Origin of the sequence: Achromobacter sp., assembly GCF_050285565.1 — a bacterium.
GTDB lineage: Bacteria > Pseudomonadota > Gammaproteobacteria > Burkholderiales > Burkholderiaceae_B > Achromobacter.
In genome coordinates, this window is the sequence record NZ_JBLZXG010000009.1 from 99,167 (window position 1) to 112,792 (window position 13,626).

Genomic DNA, 13,626 nt, shown 5'->3' on the forward strand with positions numbered 1-13,626 from the left:
GGCGTTCCCGCAACCTGGAGAGACAAGCATGACGATGAAGCAAACCTTGACGCGCCGCGCCGGCCGCTGGCTGGCATGCGCCGCCACCGCCCTGGCCCTGGGCGGCGTCAGCGCCCTGTGCGCGGCGCAGACCGTGACGGTCAAGCATGCGCGCGGCGAGACCGCCGTGCCGGCCCACCCGGCCAAGACCGTGGTGCTGGACCTGGCGGTGCTGGATACCTTGCACGCGCTGGGCGTGGATGTGGCCGGCGTGCCCGCCGTCGCCAAGCTGCCGCCGCAACTGGCGCAGTACGCCGACAAGCGCTACCTCAAGGTCGGCAGCATGTTCGAGCCCAACTACGAGGTGATTCACGCGGCCCGGCCGCAGGTCATTTTCGTCGCGGGCCGCTCGGCGCCCAAGTATGACGAGCTGGCCAAGCTGGCGCCCACCGTCGACCTGACGGTCGATGCCAAGGACCTGGTCGGCAGCGTCACGCGCAACACCGAAACGCTGGCCGCCCTGTATGGCAAGCAGGCGCAGGCCAAGGAAAAGCTCGACGCGTTGCGCGCCGCGATCGCGGCGCTGCATGGTCAGGCCGGCAAGGCGGGCACCGCGCTGATTGTGCTGACCACGGGCGGCAAGATGAGCGCCTACGGCCCCGGTTCGCGCTTCGGCGTGATCCACGATGCCTTCGGCTTCGCGCCGGCGGCCAAGGGGCTGAACGTGTCGAACCACGGCCAGGCGATCTCGTTCGAGTTCATCGCCCAGACCGATCCGGACTGGCTGTTCGTGATCGACCGCGACGCCGCCATCGGCCGCGAAGGCGCCTCGGCCCAGCGCATGCTGGACAATGACCTGATCCGTCCGACCAAGGCCTGGAAGCAGCAGCGCGTGGTCTACCTGAACGGCTACAACTGGTACCTGCTGGGCAGCGCCGGTCTGACCGCCATGCAGCAGAACGTGGACGATATCGCCCGCGCGCTGGCGGCGGCAAAGTAAGCGCAAGGTGGACATGAAGGCGTTGGAGTCGGGCCGGTGAGAGCGCGCGCGGCCATCACGGGTTGGGCGGGGCTGGCGGCGCTGCTGCTGTTGCTGCTGCTGTTGTGCGCGGCCAGCATCGGCCTGGGCGCGGGTTCGTTTTCGTTCGCCGCCCTGGCCAGCGGGCCGGACGCCGAGCGCGTCTGGCGCCTGCTGCTGGTGAGCCGCGTGCCGCGCACCCTGGCGCTGCTGCTGGCCGGCATGGCGCTGGCGGTGGCCGGGCTGATCATGCAGATGCTGGTGCGCAACCGCTACGTGGAGCCGACCACGGCCGGCACGGTCGAGTCGGCCACGCTGGGCATCCTGGTCATCACCCTGCTGGCGCCGGATACGCCGGTGATCGGCAAGATGCTGACGGCCACCGGTTTCGCGCTGGCCGGCACGCTGCTGTTCCTGGCGCTGCTGCGGCGCGTGCCGCTACGCACGCCATTCATCGTGCCGCTGATCGGCCTGATCCTGGGCGGCGTGATCCATGCCGTCACCACCTTCGTCGCCTACCGCCACGACCTGCTGCAGTCGCTGCACGCCTGGACCACCGGTGATTTTTCCGGCGTGCTGCGCGGCCGCTACGAACTGCTGTGGCTCGGCTTCGGCCTGGCGGCCGCAGCCTATCTCGCGGCGGACCGCTACACCGTGGCCGGCATGGGCCGCGAGTTCGCCGCCAATCTCGGCCTGAACCACGCGCGCCTGACCCTGGCGGGGCTGCTGATCGTGTCGGCGATTTCCGCCGTGGTGGTGGTCACGGCCGGCGGCATTCCGTTCCTGGGCCTGATCGTGCCGAACGCGGTCAGCCTGATGCTGGGCGACAACATGCGGCGCGCGATCCCGTGGGTGGCCCTGCTGGGCGGCGTCTTCGTGCTGGCCTGTGACATCATTGGCCGGCTGGTCATCCACCCTTACGAGGTGCCGCTGGGCACGGTGGTGGGCGTGCTTGGCAGCTTCCTGTTCCTGTGCCTGTTGCGCACCCGGGGAGCGCGCCGTGGCTGAGCGCATGGCCCGCCTGGTTTCCTGGCCTTCGCCCCAGGCGCGGCGCCTGGCGCTGCTGGCCATGGCCGCGCTGCTGTGCGTCATCGGCTTCATGGCGCTGGGCGCCAACGGCCAATGGGCCTTCGTACTGCCGTTTCGCGGCGGCAAGCTGGCGGCGATGCTGCTGGTGGCCTATGCGGTGGCGGTGTCGTCGGTGCTGTTCCAGACCGTCACGCACAACCGCATCCTGACGCCGGCCATCATGGGCTTTGACGCGCTCTACCTGCTGATCCAGGCGGTGGTGGTGTTCGGTTTCGGCCAGGCGGCGGGCGCGGTCAACCACCCGGTGGCGGCCTTCGTGCTGGAAGTGGGCGCGATGACGGCATTCGCCTGCCTGCTGTTCCGCTGGCTGTTGACCGATGCCGTGCGCAGCCTGCACCTGATGATGCTGGTGGGCATCATCTTCGGGCTGCTGTTTCGCAGCCTGTCCAGTTTCGTGGTGCGCCTGATCGACCCCAACGAGTTCCTGGTGCTGCAGGACCGCCTGTTCGCCAACTTCAATTCGGTGCGCACCGGCTTGCTGCCGATCGCGCTGGCGGCGGTGGCCGCGGCCACGCTGCTGGTGTGGCGCATGCGCCGGCGCTACGACGTGCTGGCGCTGGGCCGCGAGATTGCGCTGAACCTGGGGGTGGACTACCGCCGCACCGTGCTGTTGACGCTGGCCGCCATCGCCGTGCTGGTGTCGGTATCCACGGCCCTGGTCGGGCCGGTGACGTTCTTCGGCCTGCTGGTCAGCAACCTGGCGTACCAGGCGATGGGGTCGGACCGGCATCGTCATACCGTGCCGGCGGCGGTGCTGCTCAGCGTGATCTTCCTGGTCGGCGGGCAGACCCTGCTGGAGCGGGTGCTGCAACTGAACACCACGGTCAGCGTGGTTATCGAATTCGTGGGCGGAGTGATGTTCCTGGCCCTGATCTTGCGCAGGGGACGCCAATGATCGATATCCAACACGTCAGCAAACAGTACGGCGACAGCGTGGTCGTGGACCACGTTTCGCTGGCCTTGCCGGCCGGCGGCGTGACCGCCATCATCGGCCCCAACGGCGCCGGCAAATCGACTCTGCTGTCGATGATCAGCCGGCTATTGCCGATGTCCGCCGGCCAGATCCGGGTCGACGGCCTGGACGTGGCGCGCTGCGACAGCCGGGAGCTGGCGCGACGCCTGGCCATCCTGCGGCAGGACAACCACCTGCCGTTGCGGCTGACGGTGCGCGACCTGGTGGCGTTCGGGCGCTATCCGCATTCCGGCGGCCGCCTGACACTGGACGACAAGACGCACATCGACCGGGCCATCGCCTACCTGGAGCTGGAAGCGCTGGCCGACCGCTACCTGGACGAGATGTCCGGCGGCCAGCGCCAGCGCGCGTTCGTGGCGATGGTGCTGTGCCAGGACACGCGCTACGTGCTGCTGGACGAGCCGCTCAACAGCCTGGACATGAAGCACGCCGTGGCCATGATGGGCACGCTGCGGCGCGCCGCCGACGAGCTGGGCAAGACCGTGGTGCTGGTGCTGCACGACATCAACTTCGCGTCCAGCTACGCCGACCGCATCGTGGCGATGAAGGCGGGCAGGGTGGCGCATTGCGGCACGCCCGCTGAACTGATCCGGCCCGAGGTGCTGGGCGCCTTGTACGAATTGCCGATCGCCGTGCACGAGATCGGCGGCAAGCGCATCTGCGTGTATTACCGCTGATCCTGGCCGCCGCGAAAAGGGGGGTGGAGGGGGGGGCACCCCGTACGCGTGACACAGCCCGGCTTAAAAACATCTGAATTGGACGGGCGTCTCACTTATCGTGGTCTTAAGGCAACGTAATGATAAAAGCATTGCGATTGATTCTCGTTGTCAAGAGAATGGCGAATCCTTCCATTTCAAACGACTTCGATCCCCGCAGGCCATGCCCGTCCTTCGCCCCCTTTCCGCCGCCCTGTTGGTCCTGGGCCCGCTCGCTCCCCTGGCCGCCCACGCCCAGGGCGCCGCGCCCACCGCCACCCTGCCCGCCGTCAGCGTCGTCGGTACCGACGACACCGCGCAGAGCTATAACCCGCCCGCCTCCACCAGCGCCACCAAGATCGACGCGCCGCTGCGCGACATTCCGCAGACGGTGAACGTGGTGCCCGCGCAAGTGCTGCGCGACCAGCACGCCCTGTCGGTGCAGGACGCGCTCAAGAACGTGCCTGGCGTCAGTTTTTCGACCGGCGACGGCCAGCGCGACCAGGTCTCGATCCGCGGTTTCACCGCCATCGCCGATCAGTTCGTCGACGGCTTCCGCGACGATGCCCTGTATTTCCGCGACCTGTCCAACGTCGAGCGCATCGACGTCATCAAGGGCCCGGCGGCCGTGCTGTATGGTCGCGGCTCGTCCGGCGGCCTGATCAACCGGGTCACCAAGAAGCCGGGCGAGGACATCTCGCAGGTCGGCCTGAGCTATGGCTCCTGGAACGACCGCCGGCTCGACCTGGATCTGGGCCGCGCCAACGAAAACGGCAGCATGGCCTGGCGCCTGACTGGCGCGGTCGAGAAGGGCGACAGCTACCGCGACAAGCAGTTCATCGACCGCAAGGCGATCGCGCCGTCGGCCCAGTTCAAGCTGGGCGCTGACACCACCTTCCTGCTGCAAACCGAATTCCTGGAAGACCGCCGCCTGACCGACTTCGGCATTCCGGCCTACCATGGCCGGCCGGTGGATGTGGACCCGTCCACCTACTACGGTGCCGAGAACGCCCGCGACACCGACTACACCCAGACCCGGGTGCAATCCTACGCCGGCACCTTGACGCACCGCTTCAACGATACCTGGTCGCTGCGCAACGCCACGCGCTACTACCACTACACCCTCAACCGCAACAACACGCTGCCGGGCTCGGTCAACGAGGCCGCCCAGACGGTGTCGCTGACCCACGGCAACGTGCTGCGCGACGAGCATGGCTGGACCAACCAGACCGAACTGATGCAGCGCGCGCAATGGGGCTCGGTGCGCCATGACATCCTGTACGGCGTGGAGATCGGCCAGCAGAACAAGGATCTGGTGAACCGCTCGGCCGCCAACGTCGCGGTGGTCAACCTGTTCGATCCGCGCCTGCCCACCTTGCAGCGCCAGGTGGCCGGCGCGCCGAGTTCCGACAGCCTCGGCCGTTTCAACACACTGGGCCTGTACGTGCAGGACATGATGGCGCTGGGCGAGCACTGGAAGGTGCTGGGCGGGGTGCGCCACGACCGCTTCGAACAGAAGACCGAGGATCGCCGCAGCGGCCAGAACCTGTCGCGCACCGATTCCAACTTCAGCCCGCGCCTGGGCCTGGTGTTCCAGCCCGACAGCGTGCAGTCGTACTACGTGTCGTGGAGCCGTTCCTACCAGCCGTCGGGCGAGACCTTCGCGCTGGCCGCGAACAACGTCGACCTGGCGCCGGAGAAGACCACCAACTACGAAGTCGGCGCCAAATACGATTTCCTGGATGGCAAGCTCTCGACCACGGTGTCGGTGTTCCGCCTGGAACGCACGGATATCAAGGTGACCAACCCCGTCACCAACACGCTGGTGCCGGTGGGCACGCAACGCACGGACGGCGCCGAGTGGACGCTGTCAGGCGACCTGTCCAACGGCTGGCGCGCGATGCTGGGCTATGCCTATCTGGATGCGCGGGTGACGCAGTCGGTCGCGCGCGACGCCGGCAAGGACGTGCAAGGCAAGCGCGCCACGCTGACGCCGCGCCATGCCGGCAACGTCTGGATCACCAAGGATCTGGGCGAGGGCTTCGGCGTCGGCGCCGGCCTGAACCTGGTGGGCGCGCGCTTCGCCAACCCGGGCAACACGGTCAAGCTGCCGGGCTACATCACGGCGGATGCGGCCGCATGGTGGCGCCAGGGCCCGTATTCGGTGCAGTTGAACGTGTACAACCTGTTCGACGCCGGCTACATCGTGTCGGCGCACGGCAGCAACGCCAACCTGAACATGCCCGGCGCGCCGCGCAATGCCATGCTGAGCCTGCAGTACCGCATGTAGGGCAGGGCGGACAGCCTCAGGCCAGCGGCGATTCCCGTACCAGGCTGTCCGTTTCCAGCGCCGCCAGCGCGTCCAGGAAGCGCCACGCGAACGAACCCGGGCCGTCCGCCCGCGCGTTGGCGCGGCGGCCGGCGATGCCAAAGCAGGACAATGCCGCCACCGCCGCCGTGTAGGCGTCGGCGCGCGCCACCGCCGCGAAAGCGCCGACCACCGCCGTCAGCGCGCAACCCGTGGCGGTGACTTGCGGCATCCACGGCGAGCCGCCGGTCACGCGCACTTCGCGCTGGCCGTCCGTGACGAAATCCACCGCGCCCGTCACCGCCACTACCGTGCCGCGCGCCCGCGCCAGCTCGCGCGCGGCGTGTTCTGCCTGCTGCACGGGATCGCGCGCATCCACGCCCTTGCTGGCGCTCTGGCCGCCGGCCAGCGCGAGGATCTCGGAGGCATTGCCCCGCACCACCGCGGGCCGCAGGTCCAGCAGGCGCCGCACCGCGTCGCGGCGGAAGGCGGTGGCGTGGTGCGCCACGGGATCGAGCACCCAGGGCGTGCCGGCCCGCGCCGCGGCGGCGGCGGTCAGCAGCATGCTGTCCAGCCAGGGGGTCGAGAGCGTACCGATGTTGATCACCACCGCGCCGCTGAGGGCGGCGAATTCCGGCGCTTCCTCGGCCGCGTGCACCATCGCGGGCGAGGCGCCCAGGGCCAGCAGTGTGTTGGCGGCGGTGTTCATCGACACGAAGTTGGTCAGACACTGCACCAGCGGGGCGTCGCGGCGCACGGCCGCATACAGATCGCGCGAGGCGCGCGCGAGGGCGGGAAGGGATGGGTCGGTAAGGCAGGCCATGCCGGCAGGTCCTTGCAAGGGGACAATGGGCGGGGCGGGGCGTCATGGCGCGGCGTGGCGGGCCGGCGGGATGCGCACCTTCCCTACGCCAGCATTGTCTGGATCAGGTTCAACGGGTCTGCGCGCCGCGCGCCGCGCGCCAGGCGCGGCCGCCATCGGAATCTCAGCTTCTTGCCGAAGCTCCCCGGGTGGATGGGGCTATGTTCGGAGGGCGCGGGGGGGCTTGTCAAGCGGCGTCGCGGCGGGCCTCGCAGCGGGGCCCGCCCGGCCCTGGCCGCGCGGGGCGTTCCTGCGTACACTGGCGCCATGCTACGCATCGACCAACTCACCAAGCGCTACGGCGACCACGCCGTTTTCCAGGGGCTGACGCATACCTTCGGCCCGGGTTGCGTGGCGCTGTGCGAAGAAGAAAGTACCGGCAAGTCCAGCCTGCTCGGCATCGTCGCGGGCGTGCTCGCGGCCGATGGCGGCGAGGTCTGGATCGATGGCCATTCGCTGGCCCGTTCGCCGCGCCAGGCCAGGGCGCGCCTGGCCTACGTGCCCGACAATTGCCTGGCGTTGCCGCAGCAGAGCGGGCGCGGGCTGCTCGAGCAGGTGGCGGCGGAAAAGGGCGTGAAGCTCGACGCGGCGGTGCTGGATCTGGCCGACCGGCTGGGGCTGGCGCCGCACCTGGACAAGCGCTTCGAGCAGATGTCCACGGGCACGCGCCGCAAGGTCTACCTGACCGCGGCCGCCCTGGGCGACCCGGCCGTGGTCGTCGCCGACGGCCCCAGCAACGGGCTCGATACGCCGGCGCGGCGCGCGCTGGCCGAATTGTTCATGGCCTGGGGCCGCGACCGGCTGGTGCTGTTCGCCAGCCATGATCCCGAACTGGTGCAGGCCTGCGGGGCGACGGTCATGGACATCGCCGCGCTGCGCTAGCGCGCCGTCCCGGAGTTATTTGCCGCCCGTGACGTCGACGAACGTCCCGGTGATGTACGAGGCCTCGGCGCCGGCCAGCCACAGGATGGCCCGCGCCACCTCTTCGGGCTGGCCGCCGCGGCCCATGGGCACGCTGTCCTTGATGCGATCCACCCGCCCCGGCTCGCCGCCGCTGGCGTGCATTTCGGTGTAGATATGCCCGGGGCGCACGCAGTTCACGCGGATGCCCTCGCGCGCCACCTCCTTGGAAAAACCGATCGTGAAGCTCTCCAGCGCGCCTTTCGAGGCGGCATAGTCCACGTATTCATTGGGGCTGCCCAGCCGCGCCGCGCCCGAGGACACGTTGATGATGGCGCCGCCACGGCCGTTGTGGCGCTGCGACATGCGCCGGGCCGCCTGCTGCGCGCACAGCATCGGGCCGATCGAGTTGACCGCGAAGATCCGCTGCATGCGCTCGTAGGTCAGATCCTCCAGGCGTGACTGGCGCGCGATGATCGCGGCGTTGTTGACCAGCACGTCCAGGCGGCCGAATTCGCGGTCGAGGGCGCCGAACAGGTCGGCGACCTGTTGCGGATCGGCGCTGTCGGCGCGCACGGCCAGCGCGCGGCGTCCGCTCGCCCGCGCGTCGGCCACCACGGCCTGCGCGGCCGTGTCGTTCGAGACATAGCTGATCGCCACGTCATAGCCTTGCGCGGCGGCCAGGCGCGCGGTCGCGGCCCCGACGCCGCGGCTGCCGCCGGTGATAAGGATCACGGGGGCGGGGGAATCGGTGGTCATGGGGAAGTCTCCTGTCGCGAAGTGAGGGATGGGGGGCGGCGCGCCGCGTCGGTCACTATACCTTCCCGCGAGCGGCCGCCGTCACGCCGGCCGCTCCGGGGCCTTCGCGATTCCCGGACGCGCGGGGGGGGGGGCAAGGCCACGCGGGCGCGTTGCCAGATCGGCAGGCCGTGGCGCCGCGTCATTCTTTGGCGTCGGCGCGCAAGGCATCGGCGACTTCGGTCAACACGGGTTGCCAAGCCTGCGCCGCTGGTTGGCGGAACAGGCGCACTGACGGATACCACGGCGTGTCCGGGCGGTGCAGCAGCCAGCGCCAATCCGGCACGAAAGGCAGCAGCACCCACGCCGGCCGGCCCAGCGCGCCGGCCAGATGCACCGGAGCCGAATCCACCGAGATCAGCAGGTCAAGCAGTGTCAGGATTGCCGCGGTGTCGTCGAAGTCGCGGATCTCGCGGCTCAGGCACTCCATCGCCATGCCCGGCACTGGAGTGCCGGCCTGCGCCGCCGCATCGCCCTGCTGCAGTCCGATGAATGTGACGCCAGGTTGCGCCAGCGCCGCCAGTTCGGCCAATGCCAGCGAGCGCTGCCTGTCTCGCGGATGGTCTGGCCGTCCTGCCCATACCAGTCCCACCAGCGGGCGCGGCAATGGCGCCAGGCGGGCACGCCAGTGCGCCACGCGCTCCGGGTCGGCGTGCAGATAGGCCGTGCGCGCGGGCAGATCCGCCAGCCGCAGTCCCAGCGCCAGGGGCAGGCTCATCAGTTCGCAGTGGCAGTCGAAGGCGGGCGGCGCGGCGCCGGCCGCGAGGATGTCGTCAAAGCCGCCGGCGCGACGCGCCAGTGCGAGGCAGGCCTCCTTGACCTCCAGGATGACGCGCGCGCCGCTGCGCTCGCGGGCCAGCGCCACCAATTGCAGGAACTGGAAGGTGTCGCCATGGCCCTGTTCGTCATGGATCAGCAGCGTCTGGCCGGCAATGGGGCGGCCATCCCAGCGCGGTCTCTGCACGTGCCGCGCCAGCATCGCCGTGTGTGCCAGGCGGTAGCGGAAGCGGTATTCACGCCAGCCCGCGTCGAAATCGCCCAGCGCCAGCAGCACTTCGGCCAGGTCGAAGCGCGAAGCCGCGTCGCCGGGAGCGGCGTGCAGCACCTGTTCCAGGGCGGCGCGAGCCTCGCGCAGCTTTCCTTGCTGCCGCAAGGCTTGCGCCAGCAGCCGTCGCAGCGCCACGCCTGGCGTGCCGCGCGCCAGCGCCTGGCGCAACAGCGCTTCGGCCGCGGCGTATTGATCCGCTTGCAGCAAGGCCTCGGCCTCGGCCCGCGCACGCTCGTCGTCGGTCGCGGCGGCGGCCGATAGCGGCGCCGCGTGGCCATGGACAGGCGCGGGGCGGTTGCGCGCGCCTTCGAGGGCGGCGAGGTTCCGATGGGCCTGGGGCATGAGCGGGTCGATCTCGATCGCGCGCCGGATCGCGGCCAGGGCGGCCTCGTGCCGGCCCTCGTCGCCCAAAGTCATGGCCAGGTTGCTCAGCGCGGGCGCGTAGTCCGGGTCCAGTTCCAGCGCGCGACGATAATGGGCCAGCGCCTGCGGATTATCTCCCAGCCGCTTGCAGGTGTTGCCCAGATTGTTGTGGATCTGTGCGCTGCCGGGCAGCAACGCGGCGACCCGGCGCAGGCATTCAAGACTGGCGCTGAGCTGGCCTGCCTCCTGCAGGATGATGCCCAGGTTGTTCCAGGCGTCGGCCAGCGCCGGGTCCGCGGCGACCGCGCGCCGCGCGGCCGCTTCGGCTTCCTGCAGCAGCCCCTGCTGGCGGCAGACTTCGGCCAGATTGCTGCAATAGGCAGCCGGCGCGGTTGCCGGCTGGCACGCCGCGCGCAGATGCGCCAGGGCCAGATCTGGATGACCATACGCGTGGGCGATCAGACCCAGCAGATGCCGCGCATCCGCTTGATCCGGCTCTGCTTGCAGCACGCGCAGGCAGATATGTTCTGCCTGAGGCGCCTGGCCGGCGATCCAGTGCGCGTGAGCCAGGGCGATGGCTTCGCCGACGGTCAACAGGCGGGCGGCGGGGTCGGGGTCGGGGGCGGGGCCCAAGAAGTGCGCTCTCGGCGGGGAGGGTGGCGTTGTCGGAGTTCGCATTATCCCCGCGCCGCGCGCGGACTGCCACTGACGGGCATTGCGTGGGGCGGGCGGGCGCAACGCGGCGCGTATTCGCGATGCCGCGAAGGCGACGCGGCGGCGGGCGGAGCGGGCATGAAGACGCGCCGCGGCAGGCCTGGCGCCCACCGCGGCGCGGCATATCGCTTACGCCACCGTGACCGGAATCTGGCGCGGCTGCGCTTCACGCACGCGCGGCACGCGCAGCGTCAGGACCCCTTGCTTGAGGTTGGCGCTGATCGCGTCCTTGTCGAATTCCGGACTCAGGCGGAACGAGCGGCGGAACAGCGGTTCGCGCAGCTCGCCGTGGATCAGCCGCAGGCCCTGCGGCACCTGCACGGCGGCCTCGCCTTCGATGAGCAACACGTCGGATTCCACCTTGATGTTCAGGCGCTCCTTGGTGACGCCGGGCAGGTCGGCGATGACGGTGACGCCGGCCGTATCCTCGAAGATGTCCACGGCGGGCAGGGTGGCGGGACGGCGCTCGGGCGCGCGGCCTTCCTGTTCGACGACGATTTCGTTACGCGTATTCATGATCTTTTCTCCTGGATAATGCGGCGGGCGTCACTGCACCGGGATGAGGCGCGGCTTGGAGGACTCCTTCTTCTTGATGGATACCAGCAGGCAGCCATCGACGTAGCGCGCCTCGACGTTGTCCGCGTCGACGTCGGCCGGCAGCTCGATGGCGCGCGAGAAGGAACCCTCGGCGCGTTCGCGGGCGTAGTAGCGCGCGTTCTCGGGCAGGGGCTGGGCCTGGCGCGTGCCGCTGATCGTCAGCAATCCCTTTTCCATGGACACTTTCAAGGTGTCCGGATCGATGCCTGGAATGAATGCCACCACCACCGCCACGTCATCGGACACGCCGATGTTGACCGGCGGGAAATGGCCGCGGGGCAGGGCGCGCAGGTTGGCGGGCAGGCCCGCGCCGCGCAGGATACGGTCCATCTGTTCCTGGACCGCGTCGAAGAAGGACTCGACACCGGTATCGGTGAAGGGGTAGTTAGCCATGTTTACCTCCCAAGATGGTTGGACAGGGACCGGGGCCGCGTCGCGCCGTGGCCAACGCGCGCCATCCGATCGCTTCAAGTGAGATATAGGTGCTCGGCGCGCGGATTCAAGGGGCGCGGCGTTTGATTGGAAAAATCGTCCGGCCGGGGGCGATAGATGCCGTCGCGGCGGCGGCGCGCGAACCTCGCGTGGCGAAAAAAAGGCACCGCGCCGAGGGCGCGATGCCTGTCACTGCCGCGGGTTGTCAGCGGCCGATCAGAAGTCCATGGCCTCGGCGGGCGCCGCCTGCGGCTTGGTCTCTTCGGCGGCCTGGGCCACGGTCGCATCCGTGGTCAGGATCAGGCCGGCGATCGAGGCCGCGTTCTGCAGCGCGGTGCGGGTGACCTTGGTCGGATCGACCACGCCGATCTCGACCAGGTCGCCGTATTCGCCCGTGGCGGCGTTGTAGCCGTAGTTGCCCTTGGCATCCGCCACCTTGGCCACCACCACCGACGGCTCCTCGCCCGCGTTTGCGACGATGGCGCGCAGCGGCGCTTCCAGCGCGCGCCGCACGATGCGGATGCCGGCGTCCTGGTCGGCGTTGGCGCCCTTCAGATCCTGGATGGCCGCGCGGGCGCGCAGCAGCGCCACGCCGCCGCCCGGCACGATGCCTTCCTCGACCGCGGCGCGGGTCGCGTGCAGGGCATCGTCGACGCGGTCTTTCTTCTCCTTCATCTCGACTTCGGTCGCCGCGCCAACCTTGATCACCGCCACGCCGCCGGCCAGCTTGGCCACGCGCTCCTGCAGCTTCTCGCGGTCGTAGTCGCTGGTGGCGTCCTCGATCTGCTTGCGCAGCGTCTTGACGCGCGCATCGATGGCCTCCTGCTTGCCGGCGCCGTCGATGATGATGGTGTCTTCCTTGCGCACCTCGATGCGCTTGGCGCTGCCCAGATCTTCCAGTGTGGCCTTGTCGAGCTGCTTGCCGGTTTCTTCGGAGATCACGGTGGCGCCGGTGAGGATGGCAATGTCCTCCAGCATGGCCTTGCGGCGGTCGCCGAAGCCCGGCGCCTTGACCGCGGTGACCTTGAGCACGCCGCGCATGGCGTTGACCACCAGGGTGGCCAGCGCTTCGCCCTCGACATCCTCGGCCACGATCAGCAGCGGCTTGCCGGCCTTGGCGGCGCTTTCCAGCACCGGCAGCAGTTCGCGCACATTGGAAATCTTCTTGTCGTACAGCAGCACCAGCGGATCATCGAGCTGGGCCACCTGCTTGTCGGGGTCGGTGATGAAGTAGGGGCTCAGGTAGCCGCGGTCGAACTGCATGCCTTCGACGATGTCCAGCTCGTTGTCGAGCGACTTGCCGTCCTCGACCGTAATGACGCCTTCACGCCCGACCTTGTCCATGGCGTCGGCGATGATCTTGCCGATGGCTTCGTCGGCGTTGGCCGACAGCGCCGCCACCTGCGCCGTTTCCTTGCTGGTGGAGATCGGCTTGGACAGCTTGCGCAGCGCGTCGACCACGCCGGCGACGGCCTGGTCGATGCCGCGCTTGAGGTCCATCGGGTTCATGCCCGAGGCCACGTATTTCATGCCTTCCTGCACGATGGCCTGCGCCAGCACGGTGGCGGTGGTGGTGCCGTCACCGGCCACGTCGGCGGTCTTGGAGGCGACCTGCTTGACGATCTGCGCGCCCATGTTCTCGAACTTGTCCTTCAGTTCGATTTCCTTGGCGACCGAGACCCCATCCTTGGTGATGACGGGGGCGCCGAAGCTGCGTTCGAGCAGCACGTTGCGGCCCTTGGGGCCGAGCGTCACCTTGACGGCGTCGGCCAGGATGTTGACGCCCTTGACCACGCGGGTGCGGGCGTTATCGTGGAATTTGACGTCTTTGGCACTCATTTTCTGCTCCT

At 69.2% G+C, this 13,626-nt stretch carries 12 protein-coding genes and 1 riboswitch; of the genes, 6 read left to right on the forward strand and 6 right to left on the reverse strand.

Translation table 11 applies throughout. The features are described from left to right. Positions 1–28: 28 nt before the first annotated feature. The 5 genes from ACN6O8_RS19550 (at position 29) to ACN6O8_RS19570 (ending at position 6,044) form a co-directional block, all read left to right on the forward strand. Entirely contained in the window at positions 29–979 is a 951-nt protein-coding gene (locus ACN6O8_RS19550; RefSeq protein ID WP_427992649.1) for a siderophore ABC transporter substrate-binding protein, read from the forward strand. Positions 980–1,015: 36 nt separating this feature from the next. After that, positions 1,016–2,005 (forward strand): ABC transporter permease, encoded by a 990-nt coding sequence (locus ACN6O8_RS19555; protein WP_427992650.1) that lies wholly within the window; start codon positions 1,016–1,018, stop codon positions 2,003–2,005. Between the two features lie 4 nt (positions 2,006–2,009). Then, complete coding sequence (locus ACN6O8_RS19560; RefSeq protein WP_427992821.1) at positions 2,010–2,981, forward strand: iron chelate uptake ABC transporter family permease subunit; 972 nt, start codon at positions 2,010–2,012, stop codon at positions 2,979–2,981. Beyond that, entirely contained in the window at positions 2,978–3,736 is a 759-nt protein-coding gene (locus ACN6O8_RS19565) for an ABC transporter ATP-binding protein (RefSeq protein ID WP_427992651.1), read from the forward strand. Before ACN6O8_RS19560 ends, ACN6O8_RS19565 begins: the two co-directional genes overlap by 4 nt. Positions 3,737–3,938: 202 nt before the next feature. After that, complete coding sequence (locus tag ACN6O8_RS19570) at positions 3,939–6,044, forward strand: TonB-dependent receptor (protein ID WP_427992652.1); 2,106 nt, start codon at positions 3,939–3,941, stop codon at positions 6,042–6,044. A gap of 16 nt (positions 6,045–6,060) precedes the next feature. Here the strand turns inward: ACN6O8_RS19570 and thiM are convergent, their stop codons facing one another. After that, positions 6,061–6,885: a hydroxyethylthiazole kinase gene (thiM, locus tag ACN6O8_RS19575; protein ID WP_427992653.1), complete on the reverse strand. Its 825-nt coding sequence runs from the start codon at positions 6,883–6,885 to the stop codon at positions 6,061–6,063. 62 nt (positions 6,886–6,947) lie between these two features. Further along, positions 6,948–7,082: riboswitch (TPP riboswitch) on the reverse strand. Between the two features lie 109 nt (positions 7,083–7,191). Between thiM and ACN6O8_RS19580 the strand changes: the two genes are divergently transcribed. Further along, entirely contained in the window at positions 7,192–7,806 is a 615-nt protein-coding gene (locus tag ACN6O8_RS19580) for an ABC transporter ATP-binding protein (protein ID WP_427992654.1), read from the forward strand. A gap of 15 nt (positions 7,807–7,821) precedes the next feature. Here ACN6O8_RS19580 and ACN6O8_RS19585 read toward each other — a convergent pair whose 3' ends face one another. From ACN6O8_RS19585 to groL, 5 genes are all read right to left on the reverse strand, one after another. Further along, on the reverse strand, positions 7,822–8,583 hold the full coding sequence (locus ACN6O8_RS19585) for an SDR family oxidoreductase (RefSeq protein ID WP_427992655.1): 762 nt from the start codon (positions 8,581–8,583) through the stop codon (positions 7,822–7,824). 181 nt (positions 8,584–8,764) lie between these two features. Further along, positions 8,765–10,666: a tetratricopeptide repeat protein gene (locus ACN6O8_RS19590; protein ID WP_427992656.1), complete on the reverse strand. Its 1,902-nt coding sequence runs from the start codon at positions 10,664–10,666 to the stop codon at positions 8,765–8,767. A gap of 210 nt (positions 10,667–10,876) precedes the next feature. Next, a complete protein-coding gene (locus tag ACN6O8_RS19595) occupies positions 10,877–11,263 on the reverse strand; it encodes an Hsp20/alpha crystallin family protein (protein WP_427992657.1) in 387 nt (128 codons plus the stop codon). Positions 11,264–11,293: 30 nt separating this feature from the next. Continuing rightward, positions 11,294–11,737, reverse strand: a complete 444-nt coding sequence (locus ACN6O8_RS19600) for an Hsp20/alpha crystallin family protein (protein WP_427992658.1) — start codon at positions 11,735–11,737, stop codon at positions 11,294–11,296. A gap of 255 nt (positions 11,738–11,992) precedes the next feature. Next, positions 11,993–13,615 carry a chaperonin GroEL gene (gene groL, locus ACN6O8_RS19605; protein ID WP_427992659.1) on the reverse strand — a complete coding sequence of 541 codons (1,623 nt, stop codon included), beginning with the start codon at positions 13,613–13,615 and terminating at the stop codon, positions 11,993–11,995. Positions 13,616–13,626 lie beyond the last annotated feature (11 nt).

What these genes read in the sequence shown, in the direction of transcription:
- ACN6O8_RS19550 (WP_427992649.1), top strand. Translation starts at nt 29, where the DNA reads ATGACGATGAAGCAAACCTTGACGCGCCGCGCCGGCCGCTGGCTGGCA.
- ACN6O8_RS19560 (WP_427992821.1), top strand. Translation starts at nt 2,010, where the DNA reads ATGGCCCGCCTGGTTTCCTGGCCTTCGCCCCAGGCGCGGCGCCTGGCG.
- ACN6O8_RS19565 (WP_427992651.1), top strand. Translation starts at nt 2,978, where the DNA reads ATGATCGATATCCAACACGTCAGCAAACAGTACGGCGACAGCGTGGTC.
- ACN6O8_RS19570 (WP_427992652.1), top strand. Translation starts at nt 3,939, where the DNA reads ATGCCCGTCCTTCGCCCCCTTTCCGCCGCCCTGTTGGTCCTGGGCCCG.
- thiM (WP_427992653.1), bottom strand. Translation starts at nt 6,885, where the DNA reads ATGGCCTGCCTTACCGACCCATCCCTTCCCGCCCTCGCGCGCGCCTCG.
- ACN6O8_RS19580 (WP_427992654.1), top strand. Translation starts at nt 7,192, where the DNA reads ATGCTACGCATCGACCAACTCACCAAGCGCTACGGCGACCACGCCGTT.
- ACN6O8_RS19585 (WP_427992655.1), bottom strand. Translation starts at nt 8,583, where the DNA reads ATGACCACCGATTCCCCCGCCCCCGTGATCCTTATCACCGGCGGCAGC.
- ACN6O8_RS19595 (WP_427992657.1), bottom strand. Translation starts at nt 11,263, where the DNA reads ATGAATACGCGTAACGAAATCGTCGTCGAACAGGAAGGCCGCGCGCCC.
- ACN6O8_RS19600 (WP_427992658.1), bottom strand. Translation starts at nt 11,737, where the DNA reads ATGGCTAACTACCCCTTCACCGATACCGGTGTCGAGTCCTTCTTCGAC.
- groL (WP_427992659.1), bottom strand. Translation starts at nt 13,615, where the DNA reads ATGAGTGCCAAAGACGTCAAATTCCACGATAACGCCCGCACCCGCGTG.